Origin of the sequence: Micromonospora sp. WMMD998 (assembly GCF_029581235.1) — a bacterium.
GTDB lineage: Bacteria > Actinomycetota > Actinomycetes > Mycobacteriales > Micromonosporaceae > Micromonospora.
Window position 1 is genome coordinate 1,958,073 of the sequence record NZ_CP120740.1, and the last position, 21,074, is coordinate 1,979,146.

At 67.4% G+C, this 21,074-nt stretch carries 14 protein-coding genes; 9 read left to right on the plus strand and 5 right to left on the minus strand.

The window, feature by feature from the left end; all coding sequences use genetic code 11:
- The first annotated feature begins 70 nt into the window (after positions 1–70).
- Positions 71–1,270: an aminoglycoside phosphotransferase family protein gene (locus O7619_RS09320; RefSeq protein ID WP_282287013.1), complete on the plus strand. Its 1,200-nt coding sequence runs from the start codon at positions 71–73 to the stop codon at positions 1,268–1,270.
- Here the strand turns inward: O7619_RS09320 and O7619_RS09325 are convergent.
- Positions 1,267–2,127, minus strand: coding sequence for an AraC family transcriptional regulator (locus tag O7619_RS09325; protein ID WP_282287015.1), 861 nt, complete (start codon positions 2,125–2,127; stop codon positions 1,267–1,269). The genes O7619_RS09320 and O7619_RS09325 overlap by 4 nt on opposite strands.
- A gap of 414 nt (positions 2,128–2,541) precedes the next feature.
- Between O7619_RS09325 and O7619_RS09330 the strand changes: the two genes are divergently transcribed.
- Positions 2,542–2,841 carry a helix-turn-helix transcriptional regulator gene (locus tag O7619_RS09330; protein WP_282287016.1) on the plus strand — a complete coding sequence of 100 codons (300 nt, stop codon included), beginning with the start codon at positions 2,542–2,544 and terminating at the stop codon, positions 2,839–2,841.
- Between the two features lie 54 nt (positions 2,842–2,895).
- A complete protein-coding gene (yidD, locus tag O7619_RS09335; protein ID WP_281590482.1) occupies positions 2,896–3,261 on the plus strand; it encodes a membrane protein insertion efficiency factor YidD in 366 nt (121 codons plus the stop codon).
- A gap of 54 nt (positions 3,262–3,315) precedes the next feature.
- On the opposite strand, the gene O7619_RS09340 is transcribed toward yidD, so the two are convergent.
- Both O7619_RS09340 and O7619_RS09345 read right to left on the minus strand, forming a co-directional pair.
- On the minus strand, positions 3,316–4,050 hold the full coding sequence (locus O7619_RS09340; protein WP_282287018.1) for a DUF2071 domain-containing protein: 735 nt from the start codon (positions 4,048–4,050) through the stop codon (positions 3,316–3,318).
- A 5-nt stretch (positions 4,051–4,055) separates the two neighbouring features.
- A complete protein-coding gene (locus O7619_RS09345; RefSeq protein ID WP_282287019.1) occupies positions 4,056–4,421 on the minus strand; it encodes a VOC family protein in 366 nt (121 codons plus the stop codon).
- A gap of 160 nt (positions 4,422–4,581) precedes the next feature.
- Between O7619_RS09345 and O7619_RS09350 the strand changes: the two genes are divergently transcribed.
- The 6 genes from O7619_RS09350 to vsr all read left to right on the plus strand — a co-directional run bounded on the left by O7619_RS09350 (position 4,582) and on the right by vsr (position 18,871).
- On the plus strand, positions 4,582–6,738 hold the full coding sequence (locus O7619_RS09350) for an MMPL family transporter (protein ID WP_282287021.1): 2,157 nt from the start codon (positions 4,582–4,584) through the stop codon (positions 6,736–6,738).
- Positions 6,739–7,452: 714 nt separating this feature from the next.
- Positions 7,453–10,536, plus strand: a complete 3,084-nt coding sequence (locus O7619_RS09355; protein WP_282287023.1) for a hypothetical protein — start codon at positions 7,453–7,455, stop codon at positions 10,534–10,536.
- Positions 10,537–10,544: 8 nt separating this feature from the next.
- Entirely contained in the window at positions 10,545–15,983 is a 5,439-nt protein-coding gene (locus O7619_RS09360) for a DEAD/DEAH box helicase (RefSeq protein ID WP_282287025.1), read from the plus strand.
- Between the two features lie 120 nt (positions 15,984–16,103).
- A complete protein-coding gene (locus O7619_RS09365) occupies positions 16,104–17,099 on the plus strand; it encodes a DUF4928 family protein (protein ID WP_282287027.1) in 996 nt (331 codons plus the stop codon).
- A gap of 124 nt (positions 17,100–17,223) precedes the next feature.
- Entirely contained in the window at positions 17,224–18,402 is a 1,179-nt protein-coding gene (locus O7619_RS09370; RefSeq protein ID WP_282287028.1) for a DNA cytosine methyltransferase, read from the plus strand.
- 127 nt (positions 18,403–18,529) lie between these two features.
- Entirely contained in the window at positions 18,530–18,871 is a 342-nt protein-coding gene (vsr, locus tag O7619_RS09375; RefSeq protein ID WP_282288744.1) for a DNA mismatch endonuclease Vsr, read from the plus strand.
- A gap of 106 nt (positions 18,872–18,977) precedes the next feature.
- On the opposite strand, the gene O7619_RS09380 is transcribed toward vsr, so the two are convergent.
- Both O7619_RS09380 and O7619_RS09385 read right to left on the minus strand, forming a co-directional pair.
- On the minus strand, positions 18,978–19,544 hold the full coding sequence (locus O7619_RS09380) for a GNAT family N-acetyltransferase (RefSeq protein ID WP_282287029.1): 567 nt from the start codon (positions 19,542–19,544) through the stop codon (positions 18,978–18,980).
- Positions 19,544–20,872, minus strand: a complete 1,329-nt coding sequence (locus tag O7619_RS09385) for a helix-turn-helix transcriptional regulator (protein ID WP_282287031.1) — start codon at positions 20,870–20,872, stop codon at positions 19,544–19,546. Before O7619_RS09385 ends, O7619_RS09380 begins: the two co-directional genes overlap by 1 nt.
- Between the last annotated feature and the right edge of the window lie 202 nt (positions 20,873–21,074).

A 21,074-nucleotide genomic window follows, 5' to 3' on the forward strand; every position in this document is an offset into this window, starting at 1 on the left:
GAGCGGCCCCGCACGGCTCCCGGAGGAAATGATTCGTGTCCCGTAGGGGTGCTCGGTTAGCGTCCCGACCGTGTCCCGCACCGTGACCCTGGTCCTGGTCGACGACGCCGGCCGGCCGCTCGGCGCGCTGCCGCCGTTCGAGGTGCCGGACCCGTGGTGGCAGCAGGTCGCGTCGATCGTCGACGGGGCCCGCCGCCGGTACGGCGTCGACGTGGCCGTGCTGCGGCTGCTCGACGCCGACCGTCCGCACCCACCCGGCGGTCACGTCCGCTACCTCGCCCAGCTCACCGGGGCACCGGCCGGGCCGGGAGCGGCGGGCGGCGTACCCCTGGAACCGGCGACCGTGGACCTCGCGCCGCATCTGCTACGCCAGCCGTGGGCGCAGGTCGGCGGGCCGGCCCGCAGCGTCGCCTGGGCCATCGACGAGCTGCGTCGTCTCGGCCGCCCGGTGACCGCCGTGGCGCAACAGCGCACCTGGAACCTCTCCGCGATCTGGCGTCTGGACACCCCCGAGGGCCCGGCGTGGCTGAAGCAGCTCCCCCCGTTCGCCCACCAAGAGCCCACAGTCCTGACCTGGCTGGCCACCGGCGCCGGGGTCGAGGCCGGGCCGGTGGTGCTGGCCGTGGGTGAGGAAGGGCGCCTGCTTCTGGAGGACGTGCCTGGGGAGGACCTCTACGGGGTGGGGGAAGAGGCACGGGCGGGGATCGCGGCGGCGCACCACTCGGTGCAGCTCCGCAGCGTGGGGGCGGTGGACCGATTGGTCGCGGCGGGCGTACCCGATCTCCGTGGGGTGGCGCTCGCGAGGTGGGTGCGGGAGCGGCTGGCGGGCCACGACGTGTCGGTGGCCGCGGGGCTGCTCGGCGGGCTCGACGAGCGGGTCCGGCGGCTCCGCGACTGCGGCCTGCCGGACACGCTCGTGCACGGCGACCTGCACCCCGGAAACGCGCGCGGCGGCGACGCCCGGCGGGTGGTCATCGACTGGGCGGACGCCTTCGTCGGCCACCCCGGCTTCGACATCCTGCGCCTCACCGAAGGTCTCGACGCGCCCGCCGCCGCCCGGCTGGTCGCCGAGTGGGCCGACCGGTGGCGGGCCGACGTGCCCGGCTGCCAGCCGCACCGGGCGGTCGACCTGCTCCGGCCGGTCGCGCCGCTGCGGCTGGCCGCCGTGTACGCGATGTTCCTCGCCGGCATCGAGCCGAGCGAGCACCCCTACCACGTGCACGACGTGCCGGCCGCGTTGGCGCAGGCAGCCGCCGAGGCGCGACGCTAGACCCGGCGCACCGGGATCCACAGCTCCGCGTCGGCGGTGCCGCCGCCCTCGGCGATCCGCACCTGGGAGATCTCCGGCCCGGGCCGGATCTCGTACGGATTCGACGGGAACCACTGGGTGAACACGTCCCGCCACAGATACTGCAACGCCTGCGGGAACGCGCCGGAGCTGCGGAAGACCGCCCAGTCGCCGGCCTCGACCGGCAGGCTGTCCAGATCGTCCGGCACCTCGGCGCCGGTCACCACCCCGTGCCAGTAGTCCAACTCGGTGCCCTCCGCCCGGGAACCGGCGAGGTCGTCGCTGACGTTGACGATCCCGCGCGGCTCCTGGTCGGACAGCGCCTCGATCCGGCGTGCGGTCTCCGGGTCCACGCTCTTGACGAACGCCACGATGTGCGGGTTCATCCCCTCGTGGACCAGCGGCACCCGGGCCTTGCGGCCGGCGAGCCGGAAGGCGTCCTTGGTCACGATTCGGTAGTCCATGCTGATACTCCCTTCGACGACGAGCCGGAAGGACATCCGGGGCTGGGACCGCAGCACCGAACCGCTGCGCCGCGCCTGCGCCGGGCCGACCCCGTGCACGGCCCGGAACGCGCGGGCGAACGCCTCGTTCGAGCCGTACCCCCAGCGGATCGCCACGTCGAGCAGCGACGCCCGGTCGGCGAGCACGTCGGCGGCGGCCAGGGTGAGCCGGCGGCGGCGCACGTACTCCGACAGCGGGATCCCGGCCAGCGCCGAGAAGAGCCGCCGGAAGTGGTGCTCCGACACGCAGGCGATCCGGGCCAGCTCGGTCACGTCGAGCGGCTGGTCGAGCCGCTGTTCGAGGTGGTCCATGGCCTGGTTGAGCCGATCCAGCACCCGATGCTCCTTCCTGATGACGCCCTCGACGTTAGGGAGCCGGCCGCCCTCCGACCCGACCTCACCGGACCCGTTCCGATCGGCTTCCGCCCCATCTGCGACGCGACACGCCGGCTTCGAATCGCTGACCGACGCCCGGCAGCCCATAGCATCAACGCTATGGGCTGGGGTAGGTCGAGCTGGAACCAGAGGTACGGGACTGGTTGGAGGAATTGTCCACCGCGGAGTTCGCACGAGCCGCCTTTTATGTCGATCTGCTCGCCGATCGAGGCCCGCTGTTGGGGGAGCCACACACCCGGCAACTCGACGGAAAGCTTCGCGAGCTGCGCTTCTACCTGGAGCGCGAAGCGATCAGGCTGACGTACTGGATTGCCTCCGATCGGAGCGGCACACCGTGGTTGAGGGGGTTGAGTGATGACGGAGCGGTCCGACTGGGGAGAGCTACGGCAGCAGCGAATGGTCGAGCCGGGCGCAAAGGAGGCGTACGCAGCGGCGCGTCTCGCCTTCGAACTCGGACAGGCCGTTCGCGAGTTGCGGGAGGGACTCGGCTGGAGTCAGACCCGGCTGGCACGTGCGGCCGGCATGACGCAGTCCGCCGTGGCCCGGTTCGAAGCCGGGGGAACGGTCCCGACCCTCGTCATCCTGGAACGACTGGCCGGCGCGCTCGACATGCGGCTCGACGTTCGGTTCTCGCCGCTCGCCGACGCCGCCTGATCTCCGACGCGGCCAGGGCAACTGGCGGCCGTGTCGCATCATGGCATCGTGATCATGCGGAAGCGGCACCACCGGAAAAAGAAGAAGGACCGCGGGTGCGACTGCGACCTGCCCGACTGCGACGGGCCGGGCTGCTGCGACCTGGGACTCTTCTCGACGCTGCTCACCCTCGGCTCGGTGACCGCCGGCGTGGTGCGGACTCCGGCCGTCGACCGGGCCGGGCGGGCCGCCATCCTCGGCTACCGGCGTTGGCTGTCGCACCGCTGGCCGGGGACCTGCCGCTACACGCCGACGTGCAGCGCGTACGGGTTGGCCGCGGTGGAGCGGCACGGGCTGGCGGTGGGCGGCCGGATGGCTGCCGACCGGGTACGCCGCTGCCGCCCCGACGTCCCGCGCGGCACCCACGACCCGCTGCGCTGACTCCGCGCTCGTTCCTGCGTGGCGCCCTCGTTCCTGCTTTGACCGAGGACCGATTCAGGGGAGTGCGGTGGGGCCACCGAAGACGACCGGGACGCCGGGGGAGTGGAGCACGCTCACCGGCGGCCCGTCCGGCGCGGGCAGGCCGGCGGCGGTGACCAGCTCGTCGTCCAGGTGCAGCAGGTCGGCGCGGTGCAACGGCCACCGCGGATGCCAGTTCGGCAGGTGCCGGGTGCGTGCGTACGCCCGGGTGTGCAGGCCCCAGCGCGCGGTGAGGAAGTGCTCCAGCGGCGTCGGCTCGGGGATCGGCGGGCCGACACGCACGGTCATCCGGCTGCGCGTGCCGGCCGGGCCGGGCCAGCGGCGGCGGCAGCGGTAGGTGAGCGTGTCGCCGGCGCGGTCCAGCCGCATCGCCGACCACTTGTAGGGCAGGCGCAGGCTGAGTTGGGCGACAAGCACCGGCACCAGCCGGGAGGCGTCGAGCGAGCGGAACACCACCGCCCGCCGGCCGGCGCCGTCGACCGAGTAGAGCCGCACGTTCGTCTCCCAGAACGTGCCGAAGAACGGGACGCCCGGCCCTCGGCCGAACCCCACCCCGACCATCCGGAAGCCGATCAGCCCGACGTAGGTGAGACCGTCGAACGTGTCCGGGCGGGTGCCGGCGGGCAGCAGCGGCGCGACCCGTTCCGGCGGCACCGCCCAGTGCAGGAACGTCAGGTCGTGCCAGCGTTGCGTCAGCCAGGACCGGCGGATGGCGCGGACCGGCGCGTGCTCGACCGGCTCGATCTCCACCGTGCTCACTCCGGCCGGTGGCAGACCGCCTCGATGTTGTTGCCGTCCGGGTCGCGGACGAACGCGCCGTAGTAGGTGGCGTGGTATTCCGGCCACACCTTCGGCGCGTGCAGCACCTCGGCGCCGGCGGCCACCGCGGCGTCGTGGAACGCGTGCACGGCCGCCCGGTCGGGCGCGGTGAACGCGATGTGCAGCGGCGCCGGGACGGCGTCGGCCGGCGCGGGCTCGACCCAGAAGTCGGGCGTGTCGACGCCGTAGCCGATCGGGCCCGGCTCCATGATCCGCCGACCGCCGAGCGGGGCGAGGACCGCGTCGTAGAAGGCGCCGCTGACCCCCAGGTCGTGCACCGCTATGGAGAAGTGGTCGAGCACGTCGCCTCCCTGCGATCGTCGATGCCCGTCAGGCTACGAGCCACGTACGACACTTCCGTACCGACACCCGGATCTTCATCGCAAGGTCGCGCGGCGTCCGAAAAGGATTGGCTACCGACGTTAGGATGCGGGGGACACAGTCGAATTCACGGGGGAAGCGATGTTCGAGCGACTGGGCAGATTCGTCGTCGGCAAGGCGTGGTGGGTGATCGGCGGCTGGCTCATCGCCGCGATCGCGATCATCGCCACCAGCCCGTCGTTGAGCGACATCACCTCGGCCGACCAGGAGAGCTTCCTGCCGCACTCCTACGAGTCGGTGCAGGCCACCGAGCTGGCCAGCAAGGCGTTCCCGCAGTCGGCGACCGCGACCGCCACCATCGTGGTCAAACGCGACGACGGCAAGCCGCTCACGCCGGCCGACGAGGCGCGAGTCGGGCAGCTCGCCCAGGCGCTCAAGGCCCGCGACATCCCGCAGACCTCCGGCTATCTCACCGGCCCGCAGGCGGTCGCGCCGGACAAGTCGGTGCAGATCATCTCCGTCGGCCTCGACGCCGACACGCCGGACGACCCGAAACTGCTCGACGCCGTCCGCGAGCTGCGCGGCAGCATCGGCTCGGAGCTCGCCGGCAGCGGCCTGACCGCCGGGGTGGCCGGAGACGTGGCCAGCTTCGTCGACAACGAGGACACGTTCAACTCGGCGTTCGCGATCGTCGGCGTCGCCACCATCGTCCTCATCATCGGTCTGATCTTGATCATTTTCCGCAGCCCGATCGCCGCGCTGCTCCCGGTGGTGGTGATCGGCGTGGTCATGTCCGTGACCACCGGGCTGGTCGCCGCCGCCGGCAAGGCGTTCGACCTCAACGTCAGCCAGGACCTCCAGACCATCCTGCTGATCGTGCTGTTCGGCATCGGCACCGACTACATCCTGTTCCTGCTGTTCCGCTACCGCGAACGGCTGCGCGCCGGCGACGACAAGCGCACCGCGATGATCGTCACGGTGCAGCGGGTCGGCGAGGTCATCACGTCCGCCGCGGGCGCGGTCATCGTCGCGTTCCTGGTGCTGCTGCTCGCCTCGCTCGGCTTCTTCGGCTCGCTCGGCCCGGCGCTCGCCATCGCCGTCGCCGTCATGCTGGTCACCTCGCTGACCCTGATCCCGGCGATCGTGTCGCTGCTCGGCCGGTGGGTGTTCTGGCCGTCCAAGGCGTGGCAGCGTACGCCCACGGCGAGCCTGTCCCGGCGGCTCGGCGCCGCGGTCGGCCGCCGGCCCGCCGTGGTGGCCGCGGCCTCCGGCGTGCTGCTCGTCGCGCTCGCCGCCGGGGTGCTCGGCTACAAGGCCGACTACGACTTCAGCGCCGGCTTCCCGCAGGACACCGAATCGGCGCGGGCCGCACAGGACCTCCAGCGCGGCTTCGCAGCCGGCGCGCTCGCGCCCACCGAGGTCTACCTGACCACCGGCGACGGCAGCCCCCTCACCGACCAGCAGATCAACGACTTCGCCGCCGCGTCGGCGAGCGCGCCGGGAGTGGCCCGGGTGCAGCCGGCCGAACGCAGCACCACCGACCCGAGCGTCGCCCGGATCAACCTGCTGCTCGATGAGAACCCGGTCTCCAACGAGGCGATCAGCCTGGTCCGCGACGACCTGCGGGACGCCCTGCACGCCAAGGCGCCGCAGGGCACCAAGGCCCTCGTCGGCGGGCCGACCGCGATCTTCGCCGACATCAACTCGGCCAACAACCGCGACCTGTCGGTGATCCTGCCGGTCGCCGCCGGCCTGATCGCGCTGATCCTCGCGCTGCTGCTGCGCAGCCTCGTCGCGCCGGTCTACCTGGTGATCGCGGTGCTGCTCAACTTCGCCGCCACGCTCGGCGCGACCGTCTACGTGTTCCAGGGGCTCCAGGGCAACCCGGGCGTCACGTTCCAGCTCCCGATCATCCTCTACCTGTTCGTGGTGGCGATCGGGACGGACTACAACATCCTGATGATCGCCCGACTACGCGAGGAAGCACGGGAGGGCAACGAACCGCACGAGGCCGCCGCCATCGGCGTGGAACACGCCGGGCCGACCGTCGCCGCGGCCGGGCTGATCCTGGCCGGCACCTTCGGGGTGCTGATGCTCGCGCCGATCTCGTTCCTCCAGCAGATGGGCTTCGCGGTGGCCATCGGGATCGTGCTGTCCGCGTTCGTCATGTCGATGTTCTTCGTGCCGGCGCTTACCGGGCTGATCGGGCACAAGGCGTGGTGGCCGGGGCACGGCGACGAGCGGCGGGTAAGTGAGCCGGACGTCCCGCCGGAGCCGGTGGGCGTGGGCCGGGTGTAGCGGGCGGCGGCGGGCATTTCGGGACCGGGGTGCCCGCCGCTGTCCTGCTCCATCGGTATTGATTGATGGATGGCAAGACCCGGGACACACTTTACGCAGCTGTGGCAGCCGGGGATCGTCCACGGGCACCTTCACCACGCCGCCTTCCGGCGCGCCTCGCCGAAGGAGTCGCATGAGGAGTACAGGACGATCCTCGCTGTCGGATCTCGGACAAGTTGAGGGTCTTGCTCATATGCCTTCGAGGCATGGGGAGGCCCGTGCCCGCTCGGTCATCGCTGCGGCTCTGCCTCACGGAGAGGGGAGGAAAGTGCCCTTGAGCAGGGCAAACCGCCACCAAGATCTGACTGCTTTCCCCGCAGCAATATCAACTTGCGGGGCTATTGACAGCGCAGACAGGGCAGCCGGGACCGGCTGAACGGCTGAAGACTCGGGGGTCCCGCTGGCAGGACGCGGGGCGATATGGTCCGAGCACCGTCAGTGGGGAGTGGGGTGACGGTACTTACCGAGGTGCCTTTCTCGACGGGGGGTAGGGTCGAGCGCGCTCCTAGCGGTCCTGGCAGCAGTGGGCTCGGGCGAATGCTGTGGCGGTGCCGACGTTCTGCCCTCCGCGGCCGGCGGTTCAACCTCGGTCATGCGCTGCCGTTGAGCTCGCAACCCCTGCAAGGCGTCAAGCCATGCTGCAACTTGGGCACGTTCTGCAGGGAGGGATCTGGGATGTCTCGCTGGGAAGCGTATGACGCTTGGAATGAAGCGATAGCCGAGGTCTTCTTCTCGGAAGAGCTAGGAGGCCAGCCGGTATATATCGATGTCGACAGTGACACCATTCCGTTGCTTGGTGAAAAAACCGGGACTCCATCTGATGAGGTTGAGGAGGCTCTCGCCACAGCTGTACGGGAGATTCTGCGCCTCGGGGGGAGTCGGCACACCTTCGGTGAGATCCTCACGCAACTCACCACTTGGCTTGGAACCTGGCGCCGCACTGCCCACACCTCGCGTCCAACTCTCAATCCACCCCCTGTCCTGGCCCTGTTGGCGGTGTTCAGCATGGCTGCAGAGCGCATGGGCCGTGACGCCGATATGGGGCCAAACAACTACTTCGGCAGGCTGGCGCAGCTCCTCGGAGCCCGGGATCAACACGAAAAGCAGCGGCTTAAGGCGCACTACCGCCAGCACGTCGTGACTTTCTGGAATGTGCTGGCGACCTGGCTCACCGGCCTCGACGGTATGCGCGGCCTCCCGTCGGCCGTGGCCATCTCCCACCGATACATTGGTCTCTCCATCTCGCAGGCTCTGGTTCGCGAACATGACCGGAGTAAGCTGCCGCGATTTTTCGCCGACTACGGGCTCCATCCCGGGCAGGAGGTGGCACCCCACGAAATGCAGCCACTCCTCGACGAGTGGATCCGGCGAGACCCACCTCCGATCAGTAAGAATCTCGCTGCGCTCTGGACCCGGCACGCGGCCACGCGGGAACGTATTGCCAGTGTCGTCTCGCTCGAGTTGCAGAACTGGGACGGCAGCGGCATCGAGGTAATTCCGCTCTCTGCAGAGGCTCTTCGGCCGCGTGGAGAGGTGAGGCTGGTTGCCTTAACTCGATCGAGCATGTTCGGGAGCAGCCTGGAGATCAGTATCGTGACTCGCATCCCGGGGGCTGCTGAGCCCCACTGCATGCAGATCGACAGCGCGATTGGCGATGATAAGCCGGTCCTCGAATTCATGCCGTGGGTAAATGGCTGGCACCGCCTTCCGCGGCCGGCGGGCCTCGAGAAGTCCTCGATCCTCGATGGCGTCCTGGTCCTGTCCGGTGAAGATGGCCAGATCGTCCAACGACGGCCTCGACGAGTGGTGCCCCTGCGCAAGGACGAGACCCTCGGCCTGTTCCTCGAAGTGGAGCGGCTGCAGCTGGCCGAGGACGGCTTGGTCTTTGCGTCCAACTCGCTGGCTGGGGAGGTCGCGGATGTGCTCAAGCAGGTGGCTCGCCCGGGATTCCAGAGAGTGGAGGGCGGATCTGAAGGTGTGCCAACCGGCTGGGTACTCTTCCGGGATGTGCAGATCCTGGGATTGCTGCCGCCCGAGGCTAGGTCCCGAGCGCGCGCCGACGTCAATGTGCTCCTGCCCTCGGTCTCCTCGCAGGTGGCCTTCGCCGAAGGGCTCAAGCTTCCGGGCCGGCTGCGAAAGTTCTCGGCATATGCGCCGCCGGAGATACGAGCAGTGTCGACCGGCGCAGAGCACATCCGCCTTCAGGTAGCGCGTCGAGACGCTGAAAGCATCGTGGGCGACGTCGACCCAAACGCCCTCGAGCGGGTGATCTGCGAGCGTGAGGGCGACGGGGCCGCGCTAATTCTGCATAGCGCCGATGAGCATCTCCCCGTGGGTGACTACGAGGCTTTGCTGTTTGTTGACGGTGCCAACGATCCCACGCAGCGCCTGCCCTTCCTGCTGCGGTCGGCTGACTCGGTAGACCTCGCAATGTGGACCCGCTGCCGGCGCCTCGCGCATCAGCCGGCGGTCCACCAGGGGTGGGCCGCGTTGAGCGCAGAACCGTATGAGGAAGAGTCGTCGCCCGTCATCGATGGGGCCGTGGCAACCGAGGCGTCACCGCTATCTCCAGCCGTGCAGGCACCCCGCTCCGTCTGGTGGACGCAGCAGCGGCCAACCCAGTATGGCGAGGTCGCTAGTGCGGTCCTGACTACCCCTGACGCGAAATCGTGTCTTGTCACCGGCGCTCACTACTACGAGCTGCCCTGCGCGAGTACTTCGTTTGTAACCGGGGTCTGCCGTAACTGCGGCCTTGTGAAGCGATTTCCGAACAATCATTGGGCAGCTCAGAAAAGCAAGCGGGCTCGGGACAAGGTCGAGGCAATGTATCGCGTCGACGTCTACGACGTGGAGCCGGTGCAGGCGAAGCCTTTGACCTGGGACGTTGGCCTCGATGGGCTCATGCACGCCGGTGGTGGCGCAATGTCTGCGCTTGAGGGTATCGCTCTGCAAATTGAAGGTTCTTTACTCTTCGTCGACACCTTCACTCGGACTCTTGAAGCGCTTGCCCACATCGCACTCCGACGGGATGAGCGGACTCTGGAGGCGGTCGAGTGGGAGATCGCCCCGCCCGCCTTGGCCCAGCTCGCCGACGGTGCCTACTTGCTAACCGGCTACTGGCCGCCAAGCTATGTCGAAACTCTTGAGGAGCTGGCGGCCGAGGCTGGGGCCAAGGTCGGGATCGAAAGCACCAGCCCGGGACTGAGCCGACGGACCCTCAGCGGATTGGCGCCGAAGACCGCCCAGGAACTGGCCAGCGCAATGGGGGACGTGACGGTCGCCGCGGATGCCGCCCGGGCCATCCTCCGCGCTGCTCCGGATCTCACCGCACTGGAGGCGTCGCTTCCGACAATCACCATGCCAGGTGCTCGTCGAATCCAACATTTTCATCTTGGTTCGGCCGCCTGGATCCCCCAGCATCATGCCGAAACTTCGGGTGCCTTCCGCCTTGAGTCGTTCGGCAGCACCTACATCGTACGACGGGACGTTGACCTCGTGAACGGAACGGCCCGCGTCGGCACGGCGCAACTCGTCAAACACCTTGAGGCGCTCAGGGCGGGCCGGCCGTTGCTGGCATACGACCCAGCGGCCCAGGCGCTTGACGTGCCGCTCGGTGCCGACTTACCAGGGCTTTATGGGCGGGCGGCGGTCCTATGTGCAGGGCGTCCACCTGCTCCGATCAAAGAGCGTCGGCTTCTTCGCTACTACAACGTGCCGGCCGACGTCGCTGACATGCTGGCTACCCGTCTCGCCCGCTGAGGAACAACATGACTAATCGCACCTTGTCCGCCAGTAGCAACCGGTCGTCGACGTTCCCCGCGCCCACCCAAGTTTACGGTGAGCTCCGGGATGCCTACCTTAGGTACTTCGATACAGCATTCTGGTTGCGGGACGAACCGCTCCGGCGGGAGCGACGACAACTACTGCAGGACCCCGGCCTCATCTTCACCGACATCCTGCTTGAGCCGGTCGTGCCATACGATGCGGACTACCCGCTGAAGCAGGCGGCAGAGGCGGCAGGTCTCGATCCCGTGGCGGCTCGCATTGTCGGCGAGGCGTTGTTTGGCGACTTCGTCGCCCCTGGCGAAGAGATCTTTCTGCGGTGCCACCAGGCCGAGGCGCTCATCCACTCGCTTAGCCCTGGCGAAGGACGGCGGAATGTTGTCGTCACGTCCGGCACAGGTTCTGGCAAGACTGAGTCCTTCCTGCTCCCGGTACTCGCCCGACTCGTTCGCGAGGCACTTACCTGGCGCAGTCAACCTGCACCCGACCGCTGGTGGCAGGCACCGGACAACGCGCTGCAGTGGCGGCCGCTGCGCGACCTGGAGAACCGCCCTGCCGCCCTACGGACGGTTGTCCTTTATCCGACCAATGCGCTCGTCGAGGACCAGATCGGCCGACTCCGCCGGGCTCTGCGGCGGATCGCCGCGACAGGACAAGTCCCACAGCTGTGGTTCGGCCGATACACGGGTGCCACCCTCGGCTCAGGCAGCCGGCCAGGTTCCGGGGATAGGTCGAAAGTCCGTGAAGCGGCGGCCGAGATTAGGAGCACGGAGCAGGACTATCAGGCACTCGTGCGTGCCTATCAGGATGACACGGATCGACGTGCGGTCGAGCAGATGTTGTCTCAGTTCTCCGACCCCACCGTCGGCGAGATGGTCACGAGGTGGGACATGGTCGCCTCGCCACCCGACCTCATGGTGACCAACTACTCCATGCTCAACGCAATGCTGATGCGGGACATCGAGCAGGAGATCTTTCAGAAGACGGCAGACTGGCTCGCTGCCGATCCGCAGAATAACGTTTTCACCATTGTGATCGACGAGATGCACCTGTATCGGGGGACCCAGGGCAGCGAGGTTGCCATGGTCGTTCGCAATCTGCTTTCCCGCATCGGTCTCGACGCAGACTCGCCGCAACTGCGGTGCCTCGCCACTAGCGCGTCGCTGAGCGACGACGAGAAGGGCGGCGAGTATCTGGAGCAGTTCTTCGGCGTGCCTCGCTCGAGCTTCCAGGTCACGGCCGGGGTGCCCCGACCGGTGCCTAACCGCGAGCCGCTGTCGCGCATAGAGTTCGAGGAAATCGCGCGATCCCTTCCTGAAGAACCGACGGTCCGTTCTGCGGCCCTGGCCGCTATTGCCGACAAGCGTCGCCTTTCGGAGGCGATAGCCGCTGCCTGTCGAGAGAAGCCGAACCAGCCGCTGCGAGCCACACGTCTCTCCGTCATCGAGGGGCGGCTGTTTGATAAAACTGTGGACGTCGGCGCCGCGATGGACGTCGTGCTGTCGGCGGTCGCCGAAGCGGGAAGCGGTCCGGCCAGCATCCCGCTGCGCGCCCATATGTTTGTCCGCACCGCGAGCGGACTCTGGGCCTGCGCGAACCCGAGCTGCGGTCAGGTTTCGCCCGAGCACGCCTACGCTGGGCGCGCGATCGGCAAACTTTTCAGCCGCCCGGCTACCACCTGCCCGTGTGGCGGTCGGGTTCTGGAGGTGCTGTATTGCTTCGACTGTGGCGAGGTCAGTCTAGGCGGCTACATCATCGAACGGCATACGGCCAGCAACCCGCCGGAGTTGGTCATCGGCTCTAATCCCGTCGAGATCCCGTCACCGCAGACCCGCCCGGTCAACATGCGGCCTCTAAACCAGTACATGTGGTATTGGCCGGGACAATCAGCCACGGGCACCTGGCAGCACAAGACGCCGCAGGGCCGGAGCGCGACCTTCAGCTTCCGGCCCGTGGAGCTGGATCCCACATCCGGCCGCATCATCGAGACGATGACAAGCGCGACCGGATTCATTCTGGCCGTTTCCGGTCTCGGCGCGAGCACAACGGCGAAACCGCCAGCGCTTCCAGAGCGTTGCCCGCGGTGCGATGCCAAGAACTACAACGGGGACCTGCGGCGATTCTGGCGCGGGATTGTGCGGTCGCCGATCCGGGGCCACCGATCTGGTCAGTCGCAGGCGATCCAGTTGTACCTCTCGCAGTTATTTCGGAGCATGGGCTCCACCGCGGCTGAGTCTCGCACGATTCTCTTCACCGACAGCCGCGACGATGCCGCCCGCACCGCCTCTGCGGTGGCCCGGAACCATCATCGGGATCTGGTGCGTCAGCTCATCCGGCACGAGCTAGAGCAGCGCCAGCCAGATCCTGTCGATCTGGTGTTCAAGTCGGCAAAGGAGCCGCTGGCCCCGGATGAGCTCCCTGCCCTGATGACGTTCCAGCGACAGCATCCGGATGTCTACGGCGCGGCCATGCGGGTAGCCGTCGGCGCGACGTCCCCGAGTGACGACGCACTCATTGCCAAGTACCGGCAGGCGAACGATCCTGCAGCGCGGATCCCCTGGACGCAAGCAGCCATTCGGCTGGAAGCGAGCATGCTCGCACTCGGGATCCACCCGGCCGGACCAGCGCGATCGGTGCGGGAGTGGCAGGGCGAGCCATGGTATCGAATCTTCGATCCTCCCGAGCCGGAGCTGTGGAGCCCGCTAGCCCCCCATACACGCATGGCCGGTGTCCAGCTCTACCGGCAAATGCTCGCTACAGGCATGGCGGAGGCGGTGTTCGACCGGGCCCGCCGCGACCTAGAGTCCACCGGGTTGGTGACGGTGGAGCCGCGTGCTCCGCAGCTCTCTGGCAGCGGCGTTGACACCGAAACCAGCCTGCAGATTCTGCGCTCGGTCATTCGGATCATGGGCATCCAAGGACGGTACGCGGGTGGCCAGTGGTTCAGCCCGAAGACCGACATGCCACGACCCGTCCGGACCTACATCCACGCAGTTGCCGACAAGCTGGGCGTCGACCGAAGCGGGCTCGAGGTCTGGGTAACGCGCGAGATCCGCGACCGCATCGCCCCGGACTGGGGGCTTCGCGTCAACAGCGCCGACGCGCCGTTCGTGCTGGTGAAAGGCAGTGATGCTGTCTGGGTCTGCCCCAAATGTAACTACCGGCACCTGCATGCGTCCGCTGGCGTGTGCGCCGCACGGGGCTGCCACCACGTCGGACTTGAGCAGCGGCCCGGAGACCCGATCGAGCAGGACTACTATGCCTGGCTCGCCGACCTGCCTCCGCGACGGATGGCCGTCGCGGAGCTGACCGGGCAGACCAAACCCCTGGCGTTGCAGCGAAAGCGCCAGCGCTGGTTCAAGGAAGCGCTGCTCAAACCCCCGACCGAGAACATCCTGACCACGCCGCTGGACGTTCTCAGCGTTACGACCACCATGGAGGTGGGCGTTGACATCGGCTCGCTGCGTTCGACCATCATGGCGAACGTTCCGCCGCAACGATTCAACTATCAGCAACGCGTCGGTCGGGCCGGTCGGCAGGGGCAGCCCTACTCCTACGCCCTGACCGTCGCCCGCTCCCGTACCCACGACGACTATTACTTCAACGCCACCGAGCGGATCACCGGCGACACTCCCCCGCAGCCGTTCCTCGACCTGCGACGGACGCGGATCGCGCGGCGCGTGATCGCCGCTGAGCTGCTACGCAGGGCCTTCGCCGCCAGCGATCCGGCCCCGGAGCGTACTCCGGACAGCATTCATGGGATTTTCGGCGGGCGCGACGACTGGCCGACATACCGCGCACAGGTTCAGGCATGGCTGGCTGCGGCACCAGACGTCCCCGCGGTCGTCGCCGCGCTGACGGTCCGATCGGGCATCGCCTCCGCCGAGATCAAGGAATTGGAGCGGTGGGCCGGTGCCGATCTGATCGGCGACGTCGATGCGGCTGTCTCCAACCCCTTCTACCAACAGAAGGAGCTCAGCCAGGTCCTGGCTAATGCGGGGGTGTTGCCGATGTTCGGCTTCCCGACGCGGGTGCGCTATCTCTACAAGAACCACCCGAGGGACAAGCGGCAGCTTGAGGCAGCGGTGGCCTCTGACCGATCGCTGGACATGGCAATTGCAAGCTTCGTTCCCGGCGCAGAGGTCGTCCGGGACGACGAAATCCACACTGCCGTGGGATTCGCCGCCTATGAGGTCAAAGGGCATGCCGTCTTGCCCGTCGACCCGCTCGGCACGGCAATCAGCGTCAGCAGGTGCGAGGACTGCGGCAGCACATCACTGGCCGCGCCGGCCGGCATGTGCGCAGTCTGTGGCGGAATGGTGAACACGTTTGACATGTACCAGCCGCTCGGATTCCGCACCGACTACCGGGCGCGTGACTACGACGTTGACGGGGAGACGGTCGCAGTTGTCGGTGCGCCCGAGCTGGCGATCGCCTCGGAGTCGAGCCGCTCGTCGTCGGTCGGCGGCCTCCTCGTCGAGGTATACGAGATGGCCGATATTCTCCGAATCAACGACAACCTCGGCCGGCTCTTCCCAATGGAGGATGCGGTCGACCGGAGCGTCGTGGTGTCCGACCAATCTCTCTACAGCAACGAAGTCTTCATCCCCAAGACCCGGGGACGGCGCGGCGAGGCCGCCATCGGCGATGTCCGCAAGACCGACGCCCTCGTCGTCACCCTCAACCGGCTGGCTCTGCCTGGTGGCATCATTCCCACCACACGCGAGGTCCAGCCTGCCGGGCTCCCGGCGCTATGGTCGCTGGCCGAAGTGTTGCGCAGGGGCTTCCAAGCAGAGTTGGACGTGGACTCCAGCGAGCTGACCGTTGGTCTCAGCCCCGCCCGGGTAGGCGACGAACAGACCCACCGCATCTTCGTCGCGGATAGCCTAGAGAACGGTGCTGGATACGCTTCGCTCCTCGGCCAACCCGAGATCTTCACGCAGGTGCTCAATCGCGTGCTCGACGACCTGCGACAGCGGTGGCAAACAAGCCGGCATGCCGTGGAATGCACAATGTCGTGCCCCGACTGCCTCAGGTCGTTCGACAATCAGCGGATTCATGGCGCGCTGGACTGGCGGCTCGCGCTTGACATGGCCGAACTTGGACTGGGCCGGGAGGTCGACTGGGGGCGTTGGCTTGATCGTGGTGACGTCCTCACCCGGGGTTTCATCAACTCCTTCGGTCAGTACGGCATCGAGCGGCACCAGGTGAACGAACTCTGGGTGCTGTCGAGCTGCGCTCGGCGGAAGGCGTTGGTCCTCGTCCACCCGTTGTGGCGTACCGATCCGGCGCTCTTCCGTCCGGAGCAGGCCGAGGCAATGCGCCAGGTGCAGGAGACGTTTCAGAGTGTGAAGACGGTGGATCTCTTCGAGCTCGATCGGACGCCTGTGGCAGTGGCTGGGCGCTTGCTGTCTTCGGCCTGACGGACACCTCCCTTCACGACGAAAACACCGCTGCGTCTGGACCTCTTCGTCCGCTACGGGTCGAACGAGTTCCAGCGCTTCCGTAAGCTGCCCGAGCTGTCTATGTGATGGGGGTGCGTAATGGATTTGGTTTGGCTGAGAGCAGAGCCGATCGTTGAGGACCTGATCGAGTCGTTGGAGGTCTGGCGGGAGACCAAGCGCAACAAGAAGGGCGGCATCGACGCGAACGTCTTCTGCGCTGGGCTCTACGTGACCGAACATCTCGGGCGGCACTACCCGCTGAGCCGTTCCGACTACCTTGCGGAATCCCAGGTGAAGGGCGCAGGCGGTCCGCAGGCTCAGCGCATCCTGAGGAAGCACGGGGAGGAGCGGACCTTTCTGAAGGAGGGAGGCAGGACCTCTCGAATGACCAAGGAAATCGCGGTCGAAATCGTAAACCTGATCGACGGTCATGCTCGGTCAGGAGATCTCCGCATCCTGTCCGCCATGGAGCTAGGCCAGGTCGCGAGGACCTTGCAGGCATGGTTCGTTGACCAGATCAAGGTCGAGTACTTCGGCAAGCAGCGGCTCAGGGCGGAGTTTGTTCCGGCGACCCCGGTCAAGCTCGTCGTCGCCGCTGTGCTGAGGGCAGCCCAAGAGCGAGGGGGCAATATGGCGGGCGCTGTAGCGCAGCACCTTGTGGGCGCAAAGCTCGCACTCCGATTCCCCGCCCTCACTATCAGTAACGAAAGCTACACGACTGCCGATGGTCAGACCGCTCGGCCCGGCGACTTCCTCGTGGGCGACACGGCGATTCACGTGACGATGAGTCCCGGCCAGTCGCTGTTCGAGGGGCGGTGCAAAGCCAACCGGGCTGCGGGTTACCGGTCCCGCGTGCTGGTGCCAGAGGCGAAGCTCGCCGCCGCCCTGCAGCTGTCGGAGCTCGCGCAGGTAGGGGATCACGTCGCGGTCCAGGCTGTGGAGGACTTCGTGGGCACCAACGTGGAGGAGATGGCGGAGTTCCGCGATCAGAGCATCCGGTCAGGGCTGCGGAAGTTGCTGGAGACATACAACAAACGCACAGCCGAGGTGGAGACCGACCCGTCGCTCTTGATTGAGCTACCCGAGAATCTGTAACCCGTCAAGGCGCGACTGGCCGGGTGGCTGCCCGGTTGACCCGCCCGACCGCGAACGAGCCCTCGTGTCGACTGCCTCGGCCCCGCTAGGTGGTTGATCAAGGTTAGGCCAGTAAGGTTGGGCCGTGACCCAGCTAGCGTTGATCTCCTCGGATGCCGGCATTATCAAGCCCACCGCTGCCGAGTTCTTCGCCGGCATAGGGCTTGTCCGCATCGGCTTGGAAGAAGCTGGCATTAAAGTCATCTGGTCGAACGACGTCGAACCGGACAAGCGAGACATGTATGTTCGGCACTTTGACGACCTGGAAGACGAGCACACCTTCCAACTCGGTGACGTGGCCGAGGTGACAGGTGACGAGATGCCCGACGGGCTGAGTCTCGCTTGGGCATCGTTCCCATGCACTGACCTGTCCTTGGCCGGTGCTCGACGAGGCCTGGCAGGCAGCGAGTCGGGAACGTTCTGGCACTTCGCGCGAGTGCTGGAAGAGATGGGCGGGCGACGCCCCCCCGTCGTGGCGCTGGAGAACGTGGTGGGACTGGCCACCAGTCATGGCGGCGATGACCTCGCTGCCGCCATCCGTGCGCTCAATGATCTTGGCTACTCCGTGGATGTCCTCACGCTCGACGCGCGCCGGTTCGTGCCGCAGTCGCGACCACGGCTGTTCCTCATCGGTGCGATCGATCCTCCAGCGGATGAGCCCGTGCCCAACAGTGAGTTGCGGCCGGACTGGCTCCAGGCGCCTTTCGGTGATTCCAGCCTGAGAACTCACCGGGCGATGTTGCCTGCACCCCCGGCTCCCCTGACCACCGGATTGACTCAGCTGGCTGACAAGCTGCCGCTCAACAGCGATCTGTGGTGGGATGAGCTGCGCAGAGCCGCCTTCATCGACTCCTTGTCGCCCATCCAGGCGGAGCGACTGGAAGCCTTGCGAAAGTTGCGCCGAATCTCGCGTCGGACCGCGTACCGCCGGACCCGAGGCGGTAAGCCGACCTGGGAAATCCGTCCCGATGACATCTCGGGATGCCTGCGCACCGCGCGAGGTGGCTCCTCGAAGCAGGCCGTCGTGGAGGCTGGTCACGGCAAGGTGCGGGTGCGGTGGATGACTCCCAGGGAATACGCCCGTCTCATGGGTGCCGGTGACTACCACCTCGAGGGGCTCCGCACGAACCAGGCCCTGTTCGGCTTCGGTGACGCTGTGTGCGTGCCTGTGGTGTCGTGGCTTGCCCGCGAGTACCTCATGCCGCTCGTACGCGGGGAGCTGCGGGCTGCCGAGTCGCTGCATCTGGCGGTGGTGGGTGCCTAGCATGCCCCGGCGGCTAGGACCCGCATTTCGACCGATGGTGAGGGGCATACCAGAAGAGTCTTGGGCCTCCAGCCCTGCGATCCGACGTGCCATGCAGGGCAATCGCAGTCGCAACACCACGCCAGAGATGGCGCTGCGGCGAGCCCTTCACGCCAAAGGGTTGCGATACCGCGTCTGCGCCCATCCGCTACCCGATTTGCGTCGGAAGATCGACATCGTCTTCAGGCCGGCCCGCGTCGCCGTTGAGGTCCATGGCTGTTTTTGGCACGGTTGCCCAGAACATCACCGTCGACCGTCGGCGAATAGCCAGTACTGGCGTGACAAGCTTGCCAGGAACATAAATCGCGACCGGCAGACCCGCCAGCAGCTTGAGCAAGCTGGCTGGCTATTGATCACTGTGTGGGAACACGATGATGTTGAGCTAGCCACGGAAAGGATCATCGGCGCAGTCCGAGCACGTCGACCCTAACTTGATTTTTAACCTGTGCAGCGTGGAAGGGGATTGACAGACTTCGTCTTCTTCGCGGCCGGTGTCGTGGCGTTCTTGGTGGTCGCGAAATGTGGGGGCTGCCGTACTAAGCGCGGTTGTTCTCTATCAATCTCGGCATGATCGGCTTCGTCCGCACCTCGAACAGGGGTGCACCCTCCCAGGACGGCCGAAGCCGTCCGATCGGCTCCCACCCCCATGCGTCGTACGCATGCTGGGCGGCGTTGTTGTCCGGCCGCACGAGCAACGCGGCCCGTTCTTCTCCCCGACTGCCGAGCAGTTCGTCGTGCAGAGCCCGAGCGATGCCTTGGCGTTGCCAGGAGCGCCGCACCACTAACTCACTGACGCCAAAGGTCCGTCGACCGTTTTCCTCCGTGAAGCCGTCCGGCACCGTCCCCTGGATGCCGTCCCACCACCGTGTGTCCGCTCCGAGCGGGAATCCATAGATGTAGCCGACCAGCTCATTACCAACCCAGGCCGTCACCGACGCCCAGCCCGGCCGGGGCATGTGCGCCGCGAGCTGCCGCTCGTACCGTTCGGCGGTGTAGAGCGGCCCGTCGTCGGCGTGGGCGTCGAGATACACGTCCACGAGTTGGGTCAGCAGGCCCTCGGCCTGCGAAGCCGAGTGGTGGTGCAGCCGAATATCCGCCACCATCAGGCCAACGAGCCGTCGTAGACGTCGAAGAACTGGCGGGCCTCGGGCACAGAGCGGTGAGCATCGAGGCCGGACCGCACCTCGGCGAGCACGCGCAGCGTCCGCCCGGAGCGCACCTGGCGAAGCTCGGGCAGCACTGCCATCGCGGCGTGAGCCGCGCCAGGCACGTCACCCTGCCGGATCGAGGCCCGGGCAAGTTGGGCGGTGGAGTAGACCCGGTTACGCCGGTGCGCGTCGGGCGGGCTGGTCGTGATCGCCCGGAAGCAGCTCGCGGCCCGTTCCGGCCGGTCGAGCGCCAGATACGAGAGCCCGTTGATGGCCGTGATTTCCTGCTCGGTCACGAACGAGATGAAGGGCAGGTCGTCCTCGTGGCTGCCACCCTCGAATGCCCGACGTGCCTTGGTCATCTCGCGCTCGAAGCCGAACGTGTCCCGGAGGATGGCGTGGGCGTGGGCGGCGCGCAGGTGGAGCAGCGTGGTCAGACGCGGCGTGGTCCATCCGGCGGCGACCCGCAACGCTGCTTCCGCACAGTGCATCGCCTCGGCCGGACGGTCCTCGCGCAACAGCAGGGACATGCAGGCGAGGGCGCGTACCTCCACGCGCGCATCATCGGCGATGCGTGCTCGGGCGATGGCCTCGTTCAGGTATGGCCTTGCCTCGGCGCGCCGGTCCGCGTCGATGGCGAGCCAGGCTGCCTGGATCGCCAGATGCGCCAGCGCGCTTTGCAACGCCTCGCCGACCGACCGGCTGTACGCGGCCTGTTCCGCCCAGGCGGACAGGCGCTGGTGTACCTGCATGGCGACGTCGCAGAGTGCGTCCGCGCCCACGGCCGCATCCGCCGAGCGGAACTGGTCGACGAGTGAGGCCGCGTACCGCACCTGTTCCATACCGAGGTTCGGCGGCGGCTCTACGCTTGCTGTCAGCAGGTCGAGGCCGCTGCTGGCCTGGATTCCGGCCAGTGCGGCCAGCGCGTGGAACTGGCGGCGATTCGTACTATCACCTTCTTCGATGCATGCGCCTGTCACCACTGTAGGTGCGGGCTCGCCGGGTAGAGCGAACCAGAGACGTGCCGGCGGAATCCGGAGCAGCGTCGCCCAGTGCGCCAGCCGGTCCAGGTGCACAAGCGCTGGCCCGTTCTCGATCCGGCTCAACTGCGCCTGCGTGATCCCCAACCATCCCGCCACCACGCTCTGCGGCAACGGATTCCGCCCGTGGTACGGGTGGTACCGGTACGCCCGGATGGCCCTTCCCAGGTGCCGTGACGTGAGCGCATGCCGCGCCGGTTCGTGGTCCCAGAACGACTCCGGCACCACCGGCGGCGCGCTCAATCGGTCTCGCTCGGCGGCCTGGCAGGGCGCGCACCGACCGCTGTCGTTGTCGCGGGCCAGGCGTCCGCCGCAGCGGGGACAGTTCGCGTGTCTCACCGGCAACCTCGCTCCACGCGGGTAGCTGTGTCCGAAATCGAGCCTAACCATTCAAACCGTTCCACCGCGTCCCGGTATGCATGCCACGCATACCGACGCCGCCGAG